Source organism: Eubacterium limosum, from assembly GCF_000807675.2.
Taxonomy (GTDB): Bacteria; Bacillota; Clostridia; order Eubacteriales; family Eubacteriaceae; genus Eubacterium; species Eubacterium limosum.
The window spans coordinates 3,017,854-3,036,090 of sequence record NZ_CP019962.1; the positions used below are offsets into that span (position 1 = coordinate 3,017,854).

The following is an 18,237-nucleotide window of genomic DNA, read 5'->3' on the forward strand; positions in this document are numbered from 1 at the left end:
TATAACAGTATGAAGAAAACAAAAATGGTGTGCACCCTTGGGCCTGCATCCGATTCAAAAGAGATTTTAACCAAGATGATCCAGGGCGGGCTGAATGTAGCGCGTTTGAACTTTTCCCACGGAAGCCACGAAGAGCATGCGGGAAGAATCCAGAGAATTAAGGAAGTACGTAAGGAGCTGAATATTCCAGTTGCGCTGATGCTGGACACTAAAGGCCCTGAAATCCGTACCGGGGATTTAAAAGAAGGAAAGGTTACCCTTGAAACCGGTAAAAAGATTGTGCTGACCTCAGAACAGATCGAGGGAGATGCAGACCGCGTCAGTGTCAGCTATGAAGGGCTGCCTGATGACCTGTCTGTAGGAAACAAAATTTTGATTGACGACGGACTGATCGAACTGAATGTTGACCGTATTGACGGAACAGAAATTTATTGCAGCATCGACAATGGCGGCGTACTGGGCTCTAAAAAGAGCGTCAATATTCCAAATGTCGAAATCAATCTCCCAGGTCTGACTCCAAAGGATGAAAGTGATTTAATCTTTGGGATCAAGCAGAAAGTCGATTTTGTGGCAGCGTCCTTTGTGCGCAAGCCACAGGATGTTATCGCGATCCGTAAGGTTCTCGAAAATAACGGCGGTGGAAATATCCAGATTATTTCTAAAATTGAAAACCGCGAAGGCGTTGAAAAAATTGACCGCATCTTAGCTGTTTCGGATGGTATTATGGTGGCCAGAGGGGATCTTGGTGTCGAAATCCCGGCCGAGGAAGTGCCACTGGTACAGAAAAGCATTATTAAAAAATGTAATCTTCTGGGTAAGCCGGTTATCACAGCCACACAGATGCTGGATTCCATGATCCGCAACCCGAGACCAACAAGAGCCGAAGTCGGAGATGTTGCCAACGCAGTGTTTGATGGTACAGATGCAGTAATGCTTTCCGGTGAAACCGCAGCGGGCGCTTATCCGGTACAGGCTGTTGAAACCATGGCAAATATTGTGGAAAAAACTGAACGCTCTGAAGAATACATCAATCGTCAAAAACCAGAACACGGTGAACTGACCATAACCAATGCGGTAAGTGAAGCAGCTGTTCAGATTGCGGCGAACCTGGACGCAACAGCTATTATTGCGGCGACTTCTTCTGGACATACACCGCGTATGCTGTCTAAATACCGCCCAGAATGCACTATTTTAGCCGTCAGTGATAAAGTATCCACTGTCCGCCGTTTAACCCTTTCCTGGGGCGTTTACTGCATGTATATGACAGAGCTCAGAGATACAGATTCCATGGTGCACGATTCTGTACAGGCAGCTGTAGAGCTGGGCGTTGTCAAGATTGGTGATCTGGCTGTTGTAGCTGCTGGTGTGCCGCTTGGTGTACAGGGCAACACCAATATGATAAAAGTCCATACTGTGGGCAATGCAATTATGAGTGGCATTGGTATCGGCGATAAGCCTGTAACAGGCTATGCAAAATTGATTAATGAAGATAACGCTTCCGAATTCAAGGAAGGGGATATTCTGGTTGTCAAATCCTTATCACCGGATATTTCATGGATTCTGGATAAGGCAGCGGCCATTATTACCGAAGAAGGCGGCCTGAGTTCTGAAGGCGCCATCGCCGGATTACACTATAATATCCCGGTAATCGTCGGTGTCGAAAAAGCCCTTGAAATCATTGGACATGGTAAGCTGATCTCTGTTGATCCAAAGCGTGGGATGGTTTATCAGGGTAAGGTTCGCATGGTTTAAGTTGAAAAGTGAAATAAAAAAGAGCGTGCATTTTGCAGGCTCTTTTTTAATGGATCAAATTTAAGAATCGGTTTCGGTTTCTTCCAGCCGGACAATCTTGATTTCAAGAACACACTTCAGGCTGGCTTTTGTGATGGTAACAGCGAGATTTTCATAGGTGAAGGTATCGCCGACCTTTGGTATATGGCCAAGCAAGTCAACGACCCAGCCGTTTACCGTATTAGAGTCAAGATCCTTATTTTGAAACTGAATATTGAAATATTCAAACATATCAATAAGATTGGCATGGCAGGAAACCAGGGTGGTATGCTCATCCAGTGGTTTGAAAACCTCCACAATCTGGTCGTGTTCATCCCAGATGTCGCCCACAAGCTCTTCCAGGATATCTTCAAGGGTGACAAGCCCAAAGGTGCCGCCGAACTCATCCGCGACAATGGCCATATGGGTTTTGGATTTTTGAAGCAGGCGCAGCAGGGTTGAGATTTTCATGTTTTCGCTGGCATATACCACATCGGCCACAATTCCCTGAATGGAAGTGATACCGTGGTTGATCAGTGAATGGAAATCCTTCTCGTGGATCATACCGACAATATTATCAATACTTTTAATATAGACCGGGAGTCTGGAGTAACCGGTGGTTGAAAAAAGCTGTTCTATTTCATCCAGAGGTGTTTCGAGGTCAATGGCAGTGATATCGACTCTGGGAATGGCAATATCCCCGGCGCTGAGGTCATCAAATTCAATGGCGGAACGGATCAGCTCGCTCTCATGTTCGTCCAAAACCCCTTCGTTTTGAGCTTCATCCACAATGGTTTTTAATTCCTCATCGGTAATGCTGGGGCCGTCAGAAGATTTGAAAAATTTTGACAGCAGTCTTTTCCATTGGGAAAAGACAAAGGTCAGGGGCGTCAGAAGATAAATAAAAAAATTTAAAATCGGCGCTGAAAAAATAGAAAACTTTTCAGGGCTCTCCTTAGCCATACTCTTGGGGGAAATTTCTCCAAAAATCAAGACAAGAATGGTCATGACCACAGTGGAGATGGTGACGCCCAGATCACCAAAATGTCTGGTGAAAAGAACAGTTGCCAGCGAAGCTGAGGTAATGTTCACAATATTGTTGCCAATGAGAATGGTTGAGAGCATTTTGTCGTAGTCTTTGCTGATATTCAGTACCAGAGCTGCTTTCTTATTGCCTTCAGCTGCCATGTTTTTCATGCGGATTTTGTTAAAAGTCGAAAAGGCTGTTTCGGTGGCCGAAAAATAGGCCGACATTAAAATAAGCAGTGCGAGCACAAACATCATTATTAGACTGCTACTGTCCATAAAATAAATTTTCCTCCTGAAATGTATTCGTTATTATATCCTATTATAGCATAGTCAGCCGTTCTTTTGTTAAAAACGTGCACAGATATTTATAAAGAAAATGCCCGGGTACCTTGCTGATATCCGGGCGTTAGGATTAGTTGATGTTATAGTCGATTTTGTAAATCTGTGAAATGGGCTGTCCCTTGGTGTCGCTGGTGGCTGTTTCTCTTTTTTTCTCAATAGAGAAATAGATTGTGGACTTATAGGGGTGTGCAATAATTGCCGAGGTCAGGGTGAGCGGGGCGGATATCTGCAGCTTGTTTTTTCCGTTTGCATCCATGATCCAGATGGACTGGGAAGTCTTGGTATTGATGCTGGAAAACTGTGTGTACAGAATTTTCTCCCCGTTGGGCGTATACGCTGCCGAAGTGAAATTCCCCTCACTGACAACGGAGGGCTGAGCGCCTTTGCTGATGCTGTAGCTCATGATCCGGTTGGAGTCGCCATAGTTCTGCGTATAGATAATGCTGCCATTCTGGCGGTTAATATCAAAATTTATAACATTTTCATCAATCAGAGTGGAGCTGAGCTCATCACTTCCGTCTTTTATCTCAGACAGATACAGGTTTGTTTTTTGATCATCGGTCGGGTCTGTGCCGGTGAAGATCACCGCATTATTTTTAGGATAATACTGGATATCATGGACGGGAATGCTGCGGACCGTGTGGTAAATGCGGCGGTCACCCTCTGAGGTTGCCATGACGATCTGATTATTGGAGTTGCTGTAAATAACGCTGCTGTCATCCACAATACAGATATTCGAGTTGACATTTTCCTCAGGTGAGGAAATCGTCTTTGTAACACTTTTGTCAATGGAGGTCCAGATAAGCTGGTTAGAGGATTTTTCATTTCCTGTGTCCATCCCCTTTTCCACATAGAAGACGCCTTTGGCGTATTCATCAAATTTGGCGGAAAGCTGGTGCTTTTCAGAATTGACAAAACTGGTCAGCTGGTTCTCGTTCTCACTCACCTTAAGCAAATTGATGTTATAGGTGATGGGCGGCGCCTCGGTTGTATTGAGTAACAGGAGGGTGCTCCCGTCGTAGGAAATATCCTGAACCGTTCCTGTTCCGATGTTTTCAAAGGAAAGAATCTCCATTTTACTCTGGGGGTTTTTTTGCTGAAGCAGTGTGTTGTTGAGGGCCAGCGGTTTATCCTGAGGTACCAGGAAGCTTCTGCAGCCACCGAGGAAAAAGGGAAGCGTGAGAAATAAAAGCAGCGCGATCCATTTATTCTTTTTCATTTTTTTCACCTCCGGCGAGCGCTTTTTCAATGACAGGCAAGGTTACAATCACGTTGGTACCTTCGCCGACCTGGCTGTCAACACGGATGGTACCATTGTGTTTCTCTACGATCTGTTTTACAAGGTAGAGACCAAGTCCGGCTCCACCCTCGCCCTCACTCCGGGCGCGGTCCTCATCGACACGGTAGAAGGCATTGAAAATGCGGTCCTTTTCCACGTCGGAGATACCAACACCGTAATCGCGGATTGAGACAACAATATTGCCGTCTTCGCGCGTAGAGACCACGTCGATAATATCCCCTTTGTCGGAGTATTTGATGGCGTTGTGTAAGACATTGATGAAGAGCTGTTGGAGCCGATCATAGTCGCCGAGTATTTCCGGCAGGTTTTCATCCGATTTATAATTGATCTCAATATCATTTTGACTGGATTTAATCTGCATTTGGTCAACCACATCGATGAGCAGGGCATGCAGGTCCAGGTTTGCTTTCTTAACATCAAATTCGATTTTATCGAATTGGTTCACATTCAGCAGATCATCCACAAGACGCAGCAGTCGATGGCCCTCGCGGTTGATGGTCGATAGTGAACGGTTTAGAATTTCAGGGTCCACAACCTGTCTCCGGGTGAGCATATCCGTATAGCCGATAATGGTTGTCAGCGGCGTCCGCAGCTCATGGGAAACAGAGCTGATAAATTTTTTCTGTTCGTTCTGAAACTGCTTGGTGGCGGTGACATTACGGATAATGATCATGTAGTTTTCTTCATAGCCGGCCTCCCGGATAGGGCTGCCGATAATGAGCAGGTTACGGCCGTTACAGTCAATTTCCTCTGATATGTGGTCCTTGCCGTTTTTAAGGTCATCAAACATATCCCGAAGGAAGGACTGGTACTGGAAGTCGTAGATTGTTTTGGGGTTGGATATGTTAAAGTAGGTTTTGATATAGGAATTGGACGTGATGATGTTGCCCTTTTTATCAATGGCCAGCAGCCCATCGTCGAGTGAAGCCAGAACACTGGCGAGGCGTTTACGCTCAGATTCCAGCTGAAGGATCACATTGTTGACATTCTGGGACATTTTGTTAAAAACCTGGGTAAGATCCCCAATCTCATCATCCCGGCTGTAGTGAACCATGACATTGTAGTTACCCTTGTTAATTTCGCTTGAGATGCGGGTCAGGTCCTTGATGGGCTGGACAAAATGCTTCGAAAAGGATAAGGTGACCACAACCAGAATAGTCAGGCCGAGAATCCCGCCGATGACAAACAAAAGCGTGCACAGACTGAGGAAGGAGTCCATATTGTCCAGTGAATAAATAAAACCGACGTAGCCAAGAAAATTATTGTCGATCTCAATTGGCGACACATAATAAAGAACACTGGCGTTGTCGATATTTTTTAAGGTCATAACCGGGCTGTCCTTTTGACGGGAAAGCTCAATCTCATTACTCAGGAATTGATTATCGGGGATTGAGACAGAGTCCGCGATGGCGCTGCCGGCAGCGTCGAAAAGAATAACACGGCTGTTTTCGAGCTGGGCAATACTTTTGCTGAAGGCCAGGCTGTTGTCAATATAGCGGGTCTCATTGGCCGCCTCGGAGGAACTGGCCTTTAGCTCCTGTCCGATGTAGAGCACGGCGTCCTGACTCATCACCCCGAGCTTATCCTTAGCCTGGTTGATATAGTAGTAGGTAACCCCCTGGATCACGCAGAAAATAACAATGATAAAGGTAGCGATAAAAAGGGCGATGTTGTAAACAATCATTCGCCCCCGGTAAGTCATTTGCATTAGATTTTCCTCATTTTATATCCGATCCCAAAAACGGTTTGGATAAATTTATTGGGCTGCGTATCAATCTTGCGGCGGATACGCTGGACGTGCATGTCGACGGTCCGGGTATCGCCGTAATAATCGTAGCCCCAGATTTTTTCAAGCAGGGTATCCCGTGGAAAGACCTGCTCGAGATTGGAGGCCAGCAGATACAAAAGGTCGAATTCCTTTGGCGTTAGGTGTACTTCCTTGCCGTCAAGCAAAACGGTCCGTTCATCCGGCATGATGCTGAGAGGTCCATTCTTGATAACGGCATCGGTCTTTTTGGCGGCTGGGGCCTTGGTAGCGCGGCGGAGATGGGCCTTGATACGCGCCAGCAGCTCGCGGTTGTCAAAGGGCTTGGTCAGGTAATCATCAGCGCCCAGCTCAAGGCCGAGAACCTTGTCGATAATATCGGTTTTAGCAGTTAAAAGAATGATGGGAACATCCATCATCGGCGTCAGGGTTTTGCAGACATCGTAGCCATTGACCTTGGGCAGCATGATGTCCAGGACAATGAGGTCCGGCTCAAAGCTCTGGGCCTTTTCGATGGCCTCCTGGCCATCATAGGCGGTCTCTACCTGATAGCCCTCAAAGTCTAACTCCATTTTGATTAAATCTACGATGGCGGCTTCGTCATCGACAACTAAAATTTTTTCGTTCATGCTGTTCTCCTTCTATATAAATATCATGTAATATAATGTGTCGTAAAAGTGATCAGAACCACAGGTGGAACTGTTCTTTGTTCTGGATGGCTTTCAGGATGCGGTCATCCAACTCTGGAATGGTCTTTCGGAGCTCTTTCATCATATCCTTCATGTCCTCACGTTTGGTATGGCCGTCGGCGGGGCAGGTGCTTTTAATGACGGGCAGCTCTTTGATCTCAGGATTATAGATAATATCCTTTTCCTTAACAAAGATTAAGGGACGGATCAGGGTGATATCTTTCCGGTCAAGATAGGTTACCGGTGAAAAGGTATTGATGCGGCCCTCATAAAAAAGACTCAGGAAAAAGGTCTCGATGGCGTCATCGGCATGGTGGCCGAGGGCAATTTTGCGGCAGCCCCGCTCAATGGCCAGGTCGTGCAGTGCGCCGCGCTTCATTCTGGCGCAGAGTGCGCAGGGATTCTTTTCCTGCCGGGCCTCAAAAACAATGGGGCCAATCTGTGTTTTTTTGATGGTGTAGGGAATGTCCAGCTCAGCGCAGAGCTGAACCAAGGGTTCAAAGTCCATTCCGCCAAAGCCCATATCCAGGGTAATGCCCTCCAGTTCAAAGGGAACGGGTGAGAAATATTGAAAGCGCTTCATGGCGACCAGCAGCGCAGTGCTGTCTTTACCACCAGACAGGCCTACTGCAATGCGGTCGCCCGGGCGTATCATTTCGTATTTTTCAACTGCTCTTCGCAAAGGTCCGAGGATCTTTTTCATGATGTCTCCTTTATATAACAAACTACTGGTATTTTACCATTATACAAAGGAAAAAACAAATTTTGCATCAGGTTTTTAGCTGAAAATAAAACTTTTGGAAAGCTTGTCAGTCGCCTTTATAGTTGTTTCGGATAGAAATTAATGTTATAATTTTAAATTGCATATTCCGATATTGGAAATGCTTAAGTTTTGATAAAGATGATTAAAAACAAAGGAGAAACGAATGTCCCAGGCGATTATTAATTTTTTTGCTTTTTTACCTGACTGGCTGGAGGTTTTCATTATTTCAGCCATCCCGATTGTTGAACTCAGAGGTGCGATTCCATGGGGAACCCTGGTGCTGCATATGCCTTATTTACAGGTTTTTCTGTTATCCTGGCTTGGAAGCATTATTCCGGCGCCTTTTATACTGCTGTTTTTACCGGCGGTCTTAAAATGGATGCGCGGTACCAAGATTTTCGGCCCTTTCGCCAACTGGCTGCATACAAGAGGGATGAAAAAGTCACAGAAAATCACACAATACAAATTTTGGGGATTGATGATTTTCGTGGCCATTCCTCTGCCGGGTACTGGCGTCTGGACAGGCTGTCTTGCCGCGTCGCTCATTGAGATGGACTTTAAGCGCGGCATGCTGTCAGTTATTCTGGGCTCAGCCATCGCAGGTGTGATTGTAACAGCATTGTGTGCCCTTGGCCTTATGGCCGTTGGGGGATGATGATATGGTTCGTTTGATTGCCCTTGATCTCGACGACACCCTTTTGACAACAGACAAGCAGATTTCCCATAAAAACCGGGAGGCACTAAAGGCGTGTATGGACAGAGGAATCCGGGTGGTTACAGCAAGCGGACGGTTCAATGAATCTCAGCTGGTGTTCATTAAGAATATTGGGCTGGGGCTTGAAAAAGAATACCACGTCGGCGACGGCGGTGGGACAATTTTTAGCGAGGATAAAATTTTAAAGGTGATGGGTACCATTGACAAAGACCGGTATCTCAGCGTTTTAAGCCAGACCCGGGAGCTTGGGGTGCCCTGCTTTGTGGCCACGAGCCGCAATATGTTTTTTGATATACCAGACCAGCCTCTGTGCCGTGTTTATGGAAAGGTGCCCGGTGTGCGCCGGCCGTATATTGAACGGCTGGAGGATCTTTCGGCAGTAGAGGATGCCCTTAAATTTGTGTTTTCCTATCAGTCTGAAGAAGAGCTTGCGCGTATCCAGTCGATCCGCTGCGACGGAACCATTACCTTTCATGCGGGGCGCAATCTCATGGAAATCACCATGGAGAGCCTGAACAAATTCGCGGCCCTTACGGAGCTGGCCGAACTTTACGGCATTGGGGCTGATGAGATGGCCTGTATCGGGGACAGCGAAAATGATATTCCGATGATCAAAGGCGCCGGACTCGGGATGGCAGTCAAAAACGCCATGGACAGTGTTAAGAAGCATGCAGACGCCGTTGGTGAGAAAACCAATGACGAGGACGGTGTGGCCTGGCTTTTGGAAAAGTATGTATTGTAATAAGAGAGGGGCGGGGCGAAATGCGATGGCTAATAAAAAAACATTACAAAAATGATGACTTGTACTGGGTAAAAGAGAAACTCTATGTGATTGAGAAATCTTTCGCATAGAGTTTTTTCTATTTTGGATAATTCATTTTTGTTTTCCGGTATGTTTTAGAAATATTTCATAGTCAAATTATCTTTGAAATCTTTTATGTCATATTAGTAGGGAGCATTACGGTAAAGGCTGTGCCTCTGTCAATTGTACTGGAAACAGAAATTGTTCCTCCATGAAGATCCACAATCCGTTTCGCAAGGGTTAAACCCAGACCATTTCCGATACCGTTGCGGGATGAATCGGCCTGGTAGAATTTTTCATAAATTCGTTGTTGCACTTCTTCACTCATACCGGGACCGTTATCGACAATCGAAACCTTCACCCGACCTTTCTCGGCGCCCAAAAGAACTCGAATCTGGCTACCATCTGATACAAACTTTACAGCGTTTCCAAAAATATTTTGCCATACCTGCGCAAGCATTTCTTTGTTACCTGTGTAATCTGTCGGGCAGAGGTCAATGTCAAGGTAAAGTTGTTTTTCTGTCCATTGCGTTTCAAACAACAGGATAATTTTTCTAATTTGTTCATCCAGAGAATACGTCTCTTTTTTAACTTCCAATTCATGATTTTCCAACCGTGATAACAACAGAATATTTCCTGCAAGTTTGGAAAGGCGACGGGTATTGAGAAGAATCCGATTTGTATATTCATTTCGTTTTTCATCAGACAGGGACTTGTTTTGTAAAAGCGTTGCGTAGCCCTCAACAGCAGAAAGTGGTGTCTTGAATTCGTGAGACACATTTTCGATAAAATCATTACGAAAAATTTCTGTGTTAGATAACTCCTGAACCATTATATTAAAATTCTGCGCCATAGATCGGAGTTCTGTAGCCGGAATATTATCGTCGTTTAAATGCACATCAAAATTCCCTTTTACCACTTCTTTTGTTGCATTATCAATTTCTCGTATCACATTTAAAGGACCTTTTCCAACAATTTGAGATAGAATGGTTCCCACAATAATACTGACAAAAGCAAACACAATCAATGACAACTCATGTTGTGGATTGGATATAATGCCTACGTTCAAAAGAATCACTGTGATAATACCGGTTAATGCCATAGTAATGGCAAAAATCAGAAATACCATTGCTGAAAAAACAACAGTGATGTGAAACGATTTCCTGTTTATCATCCTTTTCTCACCGCCTTATATCCTAATCCACGGACAGTTACAATATCAAAGTCGGGATTATCCTTAAATTTTTCTCTCAGACGGCTAATGTGAACATCCAGCGTATGGGAATCCGTCTCATTATCCAGTCCCCAAATTTCATCCATGATCTGACGGCGAGTGAAAATCCGGTTCGGAGAGGACACCAGCTTGAACAGAAGGAGAAATTCTTTTTGGGGAAGCTCAAACTCTTGGGCTTTGGTATACACGGTAAGCGTGTCGCTGTCAAATTCAGTATTTCCAATCTTTGTTTTTCTCTGACTGATAATCTGAGAACGACGCAGCAACGCTTCCACTCGCCACAGCATTTCATTGAGATCAATCGGCTTAACCATGTAGTCATCTGTTCCGGCTAGAAAGCCCTCTCTTTTATCGGTAGCACTTTCTTTTGCAGTGATAATAAGTATGGGCAGGGTGTATTGTCCTTCACGAAGTGATCTTATCATTTCAAAGCCATCCATCTTCGGCATCATTACATCGGAAATGATCAGGTCAATATATTTATGCTCTAAAACATCAAAAGCGCTTAGAGCATCTGATGCCGGAATGGAAATGTACCCATTCTCGGAAAGAACCGTGCAAAACAAGTCACGTAGCTCTTTATCATCCTCCACTACTAAAATTTGAAACATTGTGTAACACCTCCGTCTAAATTATAACATACTTTTCCAGTTCAGCAGTTGAATTATATCTGAGTAATCTCAATTGAAGCTCAACAAGTAAGAGGATGAAACAGGAAAAATGAAAAGTTGAGGTTGAATTGAGATTCGCTTGAGATTTGGTTGAGAAACAGAGAATAAACTTTAAACCATGAAATGCAAGGAGGTTCATTATGCTGAAAATATTTAAGTATCTCAGAAAAAAGGACTGGGGACTCATACTTCTCAGTTTGGTCTTTATTATAATCCAGGTGTGGCTGGATTTAAAAATGCCGGATTATATGTCTGGGATCACCCGTCTGGTGCAAACAGAAGGCAGTGCCATGGCTGATATTCTGATCTCCGGTGGTAAAATGCTGCTGTGTACGCTTGGAAGTTTTGCTGCGGCAGTAGTAGTAGGTTTTTTGGTGGCAAAAATTGCGGCAGGCTTATCTATGAGACTACGGGAAAAGGTATATGATAAAACGATGTCCTTTTCTATGGAAGAAATTAACGGATTTTCGACGGCCAGTCTTATTATCCGCTCCACCAACGACATCACACAAATACAGATGTGCGTAACTATGGGATTACAAGCTATTATCAAAGCGCCCATTATGGCAGTATGGGCGATTGTAAAAATTGCGGGAAAGGGCTGGGAATGGACGGCAGTTACCGGAGGAGCCGTTTTAATCCTTGTTTTAATGCTGGGGATCATCATTGCACTGACTATGCCAAAATTCAAGAGCATTCAGAAATATACTGATAACCTAAACCGTGTGACCAGAGAAAATCTTACAGGTCTACGTGTAGTCCGTGCATATCATGCAGAGAACTATCAGGAAGCCCGTTTTGAAAAAGCCAATAACGACTTAACTCAAAACAACCTGTTTACGAGCCGTGCGATGGCTTTTATGCAGCCGGGGATGCAACTTCTGATGTCCGGCCTGGGACTTGCCATCTACTGGATTGGTGTTTATTTGATTGACGGAGCTATTGGCCCAGATAAGTTGACGCTGTTTTCCGATATGGTTGTTTTCCAACAGTATGCGATGCAAGTAGTTATGGCATTTATGTTATTGACAATGACACTTATTATTTTGCCTCGTGCTGCTGTTTCTGCAAAGCGTGTCAATGAGGTGCTGGATAGCGAAGAAAAGATTGCGGATGGAACCACTACTGGCCCTGAGTTATATGAACAGGGGGAAGTTGAATTTAAGAACGTCAGCTTCCGTTATCCTGACGCAGAGGATTATATTCTTCATGACATTAATTTCACCGCTCATAAAGGCGAAACAGTGGCTTTTATCGGCTCTACAGGTTCCGGCAAAAGCACATTGATCAATCTTGTACTACGGTTTTATGATACTACCGAAGGCGATGTGCTTGTGGATGGCGTCAATGTTAAGGAATATACGCAGGAAGTCCTTCACAACAAGTTGGGCTATGTACCTCAAAAAGCAGTCATGTTCAGCGGAACTGTAGCTTCTAATGTAACATACGGTGAGAACGGTAAGGCTCCCGCCGAGACGGACGACATCCGGGAAGCTATTGACATTGCCCAAGCAACTGAATTTGTGGAAAAAATGAACGGCACTTATGAAGCGACCATTGTGCAGGGTGGCACGAATGTGTCTGGTGGCCAAAAACAGAGGCTTGCCATTGCAAGGGCAATCTGCCGACGGCCGGAAATCTATGTATTTGACGATTCTTTTTCAGCTTTGGATTATAAGACAGATCGTAGTTTGAGAAGAATGCTGAGAGAAAAGACAAGCGGCACAACCAGCCTGATTGTTGCTCAAAAAATCGGAACGATCATGGATGCTGATAAGATTATTGTTTTGGATGAAGGCAAGGTGGTTGGGCAAGGTACTCATCATGAGCTTTTAAAGACCTGTCCTGTCTACCTGGAAATTGCTCAATCTCAGTTGTCAAAGGAGGAGATCGAAAATGCCTGAAAATGAATATACGATAGGAGAACATAAAAATCAAACTCCGAAGCACAGTGGTCTCAGTGGTCCAGGCAGTTCTGGTGGCCCTGGCGGTCCGGGAGGAATAGGTAGTGTGGGAGCCGCTGAAAAAGCCGACGACTTTGGAAAAGCAATCGGTCAGCTTCTTTCTTATTGTAAGAAGTATTTGCCTTTTATGATCGTTGCCATTGTACTGGCTGCTGCAGGTGCAATTTTGAACATCATCGGTCCCAGCAAGCTTGCAGATATTACAGACTTGATTACCGAAGGCTTAATGACTGGCATTGATATAGAAGCTGTTGTCCGTATTTGTATTCTGCTGATTGGCCTCTATATCTGCGGTTGGGCATTCAGTCTGATCCAGGGACAAATTATGGCGGTGATTACGCAGCGAGTATCCAAAACCTTGCGTACGGATATTTCTGCTAAGATTAACCGCTTGCCACTGAAATACTATGATTCTACCAGTATCGGCAATACCTTGTCCCGTGTTACCAACGATATAGACACTATATCTCAGACTATGAATCAGAGTTTAGGTACTCTGGTGGCAGCATTGGCCTCTTTTGTGGGCGCCATCGTGATGATGTTTTATACCAACTGGATAATGGCGTTTACTGCGATTATTGCAAGTTTATTGGGATTTGCATTGATGATGATGATGATCTCCCATTCACAAAAATTCTTTTTATGGCAGCAAACGGAACTTGGTGCCATCAACGGACACATTGAAGAAACCTATGCTGGCCACAATGTGGTAAAAGCCTATAACAATGAGAAAAAGGCAAAAAAAGAATTCTGTCAAATGAACAGCCGCCTATATGACAGTGCTTGGAAAAGCCAGTTTATGTCTGGACTTATGCAGCCGCTGATGAGCTTTGTTGGTAACTTCGGTTATGTAACGGTCTGTATTGTGGGCGCAGTGCTTGCCCTGAATGGACAGATCTCTTTTGGTGTTATTGTTGCTTTTATGATGTATGTGCGTATGTTCACTCAACCGCTGTCTCAGCTCGCTCAGGCGGCTACCAGCCTTCAGTCCACCGCCGCTGCCTGTGAACGTGTATTTGTGTTTTTGGATGAAAAAGAAATGGACGATGAAAGTTACAAAGCAAAAGAACTTTCAAATGTTCGCGGTGATGTAGAATTTCGAGATGTCCGTTTCGGTTACAATGAGGATAAGACGATCATTAACGGTTTTTCAGCCAAAGCAAAAGCTGGCCAAAAAATCGCCATTGTCGGCCCTACCGGCGCAGGAAAGACTACAATGGTTAATCTGCTGATGCGGTTTTATGAAACTAATTCCGGTGATATTTTCATTGACGGAACTTCCAGCAAAGATGTGACCAGAGAAAACCTGCGCAGCCAATTCTGTATGGTATTGCAGGATACATGGCTTTTTGAAGGTACCATCCGTGAAAATATTGTTTACTCCAAGGAAGACGTTTCCGATGCGGAAGTTGAGAAAGCCTGCAAAGCAGTTGGCCTCCACCATTACATCAAAACCCTTCCCAAAGGATACGACACGGTACTTGGCGACAATGCCAGCTTGTCCCAGGGGCAGAAGCAGCTTATTACTATTGCACGCGCTATGATTGCAAATGCGCCGATTCTGATTCTGGATGAGGCAACAAGCTCTGTGGATACTCGAACTGAAACGCTTATCCAAAATGCTATGGATAAGCTGATGGCAGGCAGAACTTCCTTTGTTATTGCACACCGCCTGTCAACCATCCGTAATTCTGATTTGATTCTGGTTATGAAGGATGGCGACATCATTGAGAGTGGCAATCACGATACTTTGATGGCACAGGGCGGTTTCTATACCGAACTATACAACAGTCAGTTTGTAGATATCGTCGAGTCGGCGTAAACAAAGTGCGGAGAAATGGGAAACCTTCGTTTCCATAACACGGAAAAAATTAATAGGAGAAAACATGAACCGGATGTGATTTGTTTTATCTATGTGGGCAAGATTTAGATTCCGCTTTACCAGCTAAATTTATCTACAGATGCAGCAAAACCGATGTGATAAAAATCACGTCGGTTCTACAAGAAATTTTATTTGTTTCTTTAAATAATCCTCCGCATAATGCGTTGACTCATCTGTCTAAAGATCAAATTCAGTATTGAATTTGGTCTTTTTTATGTTTACAATAGACCTTAGTGACAAAATAATGAAAAAGGAAGTGTGAAAATGCCGTTATCACAGAATTTTTATAGACAAACCCGCAGGGAATTAGGTGAAAAGCTGGAGCCGGAAAGCCTGGCGATCGTCTATTCCGGACGGGCGGTTCAGCAGTCTTTGGACGCCGACTATCCCTTTTATACCGATAACAACTTTTATTATCTGACGGGCATTGAAGAGCCTGATGTGACCCTTTTGATGAAAAAGGATGCAGGCGGCGAGGTTTCGGAGTGTTTATTCATTGATGAGCCAGACCCCTTCAAGGAGAAATGGGTAGGCGCCAAGATCAGTATTGAAGAAGCTCAGGCGTTGTCTGGCATTGAAGATGTGCGCTATAATACTGAGCTGGAGTCTTTTATTTTACAGGAAACCCGTTTTGATAACCTGTATTTTGATTTTACCATGCCCAAGCACCAGAGCTTTGCAACCAGCGATCCGCAGGTCAAGCTGCTGTTCGCGGATATGGAGCTTCAAAACCTTCAGCCCTATCTGACCGCCATGCGGCTGATTAAAAAGCCCGAGGAAGTCCAGGCGCTGCGTGACGCCATTGAAATAACCGCGAAGGGAATCGACGCTATTCTTGAAAATCTGAAACCGGATATGAAGGAATACCAGATTCAGGCGGTTTTTGAATATACCATCAATATGCTGGGCGCCCAGGGAGTTTCCTTCCAGACCATTGCGGCCTCAGGAAAAAGCGCTACGGTGCTGCATTATATTAAAAACCAGGCGACTATGAAGGGAAGCGACATGGTGCTTCTGGACCTGGGGGCCCGCTACAAGGGCTATTGTGGCGATATCAGCCGAACCTTTCCGGTTTCAGGAGCATATACCGATGAACAGGCCATGGTCTACAATATGGTTCTCGAGGCCCAGAGAGAGCTGATCCAGATGTACCAGCCCGGTGCAAAAATGCTGGATATTCAACAGGCAACCAAGGATATTTTTCTTGAAAAATGCTTAAAAAATAACATTGTGCCTAAGAATAAGGACATCAATGAATTCTATTATCACGGCATTGGCCATTCGCTGGGCCTGGATACCCATGACACCAACGATAAACGGGAATACATCCTGGAACCCGGCATGGTCATCACCTGTGAGCCTGGTCTTTACATTGCGGAAATGGGGATGGGCGTGCGGATCGAGGATGATATTCTCGTGACAGAAAACGGGCCGGAAAACCTGTCACCGCAGATTCCAAAGGATATTGACATCATTGAAAAACGGATGAAGGGATAAGCTGCTTTAAACTGTAAAAAAGCGGCATCGTCCGAGACTGCGCCTTTTATCCAGATAAGTAAAAAGGTCCAGGCGCTACGAAAACGGCCTGGAATCTAGTCGCTTTATAGGGTATGCTGGACATAGGTGCGTTCAAGCATTCACTTTATTAAAAAGATACCGGTGTAAATGCAGTGCCCGCAGGACGCTTTTTTCTTCCTTAGGTAACTTCATCTCTTGAGGTTTTTTGACACTTGAAGCGGATGAAGGGATAAGCTCTTTTGTTTTTTCAAGGAAAGGGGCTTGACAAAATTGTCCTGTAGGTTTATCCTATTACAAGTAATTGAATATTTACCTATCCAGAGAGGTGGAGGGACAGGCCCGATGAAACCCGGCAACCAGCATAAGCATGGTGCCAATACCTGCAGTCAAACTGTAATGATGGGGTTTTTGAACGAATCTAACCCCATGCGCGCATGGGGTTCATTTTATTTAAGGATTTGAAAAATCTGTGATCTTTATCAAGGGTAAATAGAATTACGACAATACAAATTTTTAAGGAGCGAATAATGAAACAATTATTTACCTCAGAATCCGTTACTGAAGGCCATCCGGATAAAATCTGTGACCAGATTTCCGATGCGGTGCTGGACGCGATCATCGAACAGGACCCAATGGCCCGTGTTGCCTGTGAAACGTCCGTATCAACTGGTTTGGTTTTAGTGGCGGGTGAAATCACCACCAACTGCTATGCAGACATTCCAAAAATCGTCCGTGAAACCATCCGCGGTATCGGTTATGACCGCGCGAAATATGGCTTCGACTGTGAAACCTGCGCGGTTTTAACCTCCATTGACGAACAGTCTTCAGACATTGCCATGGGCGTCGACAAGGCCCTTGAAGCAAAAGAAGGAAAGCTGGAAGAGGAAGACCTGGCTACCGGCGCTGGGGACCAGGGGATGATGTTTGGCTTTGCGTGCAACGAAACACCGGAGCTCATGCCAATGCCGATCTCGCTGGCCCACAAGCTGACCAAAAAGCTTTCAGACGTGCGCAAACAGGGTGAGGTCGATTACCTGAGACCAGATGGAAAATCTCAGGTGACGGTTGAATACAACGATGGGGTACCCACCAGAGTGGACACCGTGGTCATCTCAACTCAGCACAGCGCAGATGTGGACGCGGCCACCATCCGTGAGGATATGATCGAAAAAGTTATTAAACCTGTGATTGATCCGGCTCTTCTGGATGAAAACACCAAATATTTCATCAACCCGACCGGTCGTTTTGTTATCGGCGGACCGCAGGGGGACGCCGGCTTAACCGGACGTAAGATTATCGTAGACACCTACGGCGGATATGGACGTCACGGCGGCGGCGCTTTCTCAGGAAAGGATCCGACAAAGGTTGACCGTTCTGCGGCTTACGCAGCCCGTTACGTTGCCAAAAACATTGTGGCGGCAGGTCTGGCTGATAAATGTGAGGTACAGCTTGCCTATGCCATCGGTGTGGCTGAACCGGTATCTGTTTTTGTCGATACCTTTGGAACCGGCAAGATTGCCGACGATAAAATTGCAGATCTGGTAAGAAAGCATTTTGATCTAAGACCAGCTGCAATCATCAAGAATCTTGACCTGAGAAAACCGATCTACAAGCAGGTTGCCGCTTATGGCCATTTTGGCAGAAACGACCTGGATTTGCCATGGGAAAAAACAGACGTGGCTGAAAAATTAAAAGCAGAAGCTTAAAAGCAGAGGATCACAGCTGAAAAGTTGTGATCCTTTATCTTTTTGTTTCTTAAAAAGGATATAAAGTATCCAAAAATTAAGGCAAAA

Annotated in this window: 14 protein-coding genes and 1 riboswitch; of the genes, 7 read left to right on the forward strand and 7 right to left on the reverse strand. The window is 45.0% G+C overall.

The window, feature by feature from the left end:
- Positions 1-9 precede the first annotated feature (9 nt).
- On the forward strand, positions 10-1,752 hold the full coding sequence (gene pyk / locus B2M23_RS14090) for a pyruvate kinase (protein ID WP_013381358.1): 1,743 nt from the start codon (positions 10-12) through the stop codon (positions 1,750-1,752).
- A 60-nt stretch (positions 1,753-1,812) separates the two neighbouring features.
- Here the strand turns inward: pyk and B2M23_RS14095 are convergent, their stop codons facing one another.
- The 5 genes from B2M23_RS14095 to B2M23_RS14115 form a co-directional block, all read right to left on the reverse strand.
- Positions 1,813-3,075, reverse strand: coding sequence for an HlyC/CorC family transporter (locus tag B2M23_RS14095; RefSeq protein WP_013381357.1), 1,263 nt, complete (start codon positions 3,073-3,075; stop codon positions 1,813-1,815).
- A gap of 136 nt (positions 3,076-3,211) precedes the next feature.
- A complete protein-coding gene (locus B2M23_RS14100; protein WP_038350662.1) occupies positions 3,212-4,360 on the reverse strand; it encodes a hypothetical protein in 1,149 nt (382 codons plus the stop codon).
- Complete coding sequence (locus B2M23_RS14105) at positions 4,347-6,149, reverse strand: ATP-binding protein (protein ID WP_013381355.1); 1,803 nt, start codon at positions 6,147-6,149, stop codon at positions 4,347-4,349. Before B2M23_RS14105 ends, B2M23_RS14100 begins: the two co-directional genes overlap by 14 nt.
- Positions 6,149-6,835: a response regulator gene (locus B2M23_RS14110; protein WP_013381354.1), complete on the reverse strand. Its 687-nt coding sequence runs from the start codon at positions 6,833-6,835 to the stop codon at positions 6,149-6,151. The genes B2M23_RS14105 and B2M23_RS14110 overlap by 1 nt, the downstream gene beginning before the upstream one ends.
- Before the next feature lie 52 nt (positions 6,836-6,887).
- Positions 6,888-7,598, reverse strand: coding sequence for a tRNA lysidine(34) synthetase (locus B2M23_RS14115; protein ID WP_013381353.1), 711 nt, complete (start codon positions 7,596-7,598; stop codon positions 6,888-6,890).
- A 223-nt stretch (positions 7,599-7,821) separates the two neighbouring features.
- Here B2M23_RS14115 and B2M23_RS14120 point away from each other — a divergent pair, with 223 nt between their 5' ends.
- Together B2M23_RS14120 and B2M23_RS14125 are read left to right on the forward strand one after the other, a co-directional pair.
- Entirely contained in the window at positions 7,822-8,313 is a 492-nt protein-coding gene (locus B2M23_RS14120) for a COG2426 family protein (protein WP_013381352.1), read from the forward strand.
- 4 nt (positions 8,314-8,317) lie between these two features.
- Positions 8,318-9,115, forward strand: a complete 798-nt coding sequence (locus B2M23_RS14125; protein WP_038350661.1) for a Cof-type HAD-IIB family hydrolase — start codon at positions 8,318-8,320, stop codon at positions 9,113-9,115.
- Between the two features lie 193 nt (positions 9,116-9,308).
- Here B2M23_RS14125 and B2M23_RS14130 read toward each other — a convergent pair whose 3' ends face one another.
- Together B2M23_RS14130 and B2M23_RS14135 are read right to left on the reverse strand one after the other, a co-directional pair.
- The gene (locus tag B2M23_RS14130; protein WP_038350660.1) at positions 9,309-10,349 is read right to left on the reverse strand and encodes a HAMP domain-containing sensor histidine kinase; all 1,041 of its coding nucleotides are present in this window, start codon (positions 10,347-10,349) and stop codon (positions 9,309-9,311) included.
- Positions 10,346-11,020 (reverse strand): response regulator transcription factor, encoded by a 675-nt coding sequence (locus B2M23_RS14135; RefSeq protein WP_038350659.1) that lies wholly within the window; start codon positions 11,018-11,020, stop codon positions 10,346-10,348. The genes B2M23_RS14130 and B2M23_RS14135 overlap by 4 nt, the downstream gene beginning before the upstream one ends.
- A gap of 200 nt (positions 11,021-11,220) precedes the next feature.
- Here B2M23_RS14135 and B2M23_RS14140 point away from each other — a divergent pair, with 200 nt between their 5' ends.
- The 4 genes from B2M23_RS14140 to metK all read left to right on the forward strand — a co-directional run bounded on the left by B2M23_RS14140 (position 11,221) and on the right by metK (position 18,150).
- A complete protein-coding gene (locus B2M23_RS14140; protein WP_038350658.1) occupies positions 11,221-12,984 on the forward strand; it encodes an ABC transporter ATP-binding protein in 1,764 nt (587 codons plus the stop codon).
- On the forward strand, positions 12,977-14,866 hold the full coding sequence (locus B2M23_RS14145; protein WP_038350657.1) for an ABC transporter ATP-binding protein: 1,890 nt from the start codon (positions 12,977-12,979) through the stop codon (positions 14,864-14,866). Before B2M23_RS14140 ends, B2M23_RS14145 begins: the two co-directional genes overlap by 8 nt.
- A 324-nt stretch (positions 14,867-15,190) precedes the next feature.
- Complete coding sequence (locus B2M23_RS14150) at positions 15,191-16,423, forward strand: aminopeptidase P N-terminal domain-containing protein (RefSeq protein ID WP_038350656.1); 1,233 nt, start codon at positions 15,191-15,193, stop codon at positions 16,421-16,423.
- A gap of 331 nt (positions 16,424-16,754) precedes the next feature.
- Positions 16,755-16,850, forward strand: a riboswitch (SAM riboswitch).
- A gap of 118 nt (positions 16,851-16,968) precedes the next feature.
- On the forward strand, positions 16,969-18,150 hold the full coding sequence (gene metK, locus B2M23_RS14155; RefSeq protein ID WP_038350655.1) for a methionine adenosyltransferase: 1,182 nt from the start codon (positions 16,969-16,971) through the stop codon (positions 18,148-18,150).
- The last annotated feature ends 87 nt before the right edge of the window (positions 18,151-18,237 follow it).

Bases quoted from the DNA above. Each gene is read 5' to 3' on its own strand.
- pyk (WP_013381358.1), top strand. From the start codon at position 10: ATGAAGAAAACAAAAATGGTGTGCACCCTTGGGCCTGCATCCGATTCA.
- B2M23_RS14095 (WP_013381357.1), bottom strand. From the start codon at position 3,075: ATGGACAGTAGCAGTCTAATAATGATGTTTGTGCTCGCACTGCTTATT.
- B2M23_RS14100 (WP_038350662.1), bottom strand. From the start codon at position 4,360: ATGAAAAAGAATAAATGGATCGCGCTGCTTTTATTTCTCACGCTTCCC.
- B2M23_RS14105 (WP_013381355.1), bottom strand. From the start codon at position 6,149: ATGCAAATGACTTACCGGGGGCGAATGATTGTTTACAACATCGCCCTT.
- B2M23_RS14110 (WP_013381354.1), bottom strand. From the start codon at position 6,835: ATGAACGAAAAAATTTTAGTTGTCGATGACGAAGCCGCCATCGTAGAT.
- B2M23_RS14115 (WP_013381353.1), bottom strand. From the start codon at position 7,598: ATGAAAAAGATCCTCGGACCTTTGCGAAGAGCAGTTGAAAAATACGAA.
- B2M23_RS14120 (WP_013381352.1), top strand. From the start codon at position 7,822: ATGTCCCAGGCGATTATTAATTTTTTTGCTTTTTTACCTGACTGGCTG.
- B2M23_RS14125 (WP_038350661.1), top strand. From the start codon at position 8,318: ATGGTTCGTTTGATTGCCCTTGATCTCGACGACACCCTTTTGACAACA.
- B2M23_RS14130 (WP_038350660.1), bottom strand. From the start codon at position 10,349: ATGATAAACAGGAAATCGTTTCACATCACTGTTGTTTTTTCAGCAATG.
- B2M23_RS14135 (WP_038350659.1), bottom strand. From the start codon at position 11,020: ATGTTTCAAATTTTAGTAGTGGAGGATGATAAAGAGCTACGTGACTTG.
- B2M23_RS14140 (WP_038350658.1), top strand. From the start codon at position 11,221: ATGCTGAAAATATTTAAGTATCTCAGAAAAAAGGACTGGGGACTCATA.
- B2M23_RS14145 (WP_038350657.1), top strand. From the start codon at position 12,977: ATGCCTGAAAATGAATATACGATAGGAGAACATAAAAATCAAACTCCG.
- B2M23_RS14150 (WP_038350656.1), top strand. From the start codon at position 15,191: ATGCCGTTATCACAGAATTTTTATAGACAAACCCGCAGGGAATTAGGT.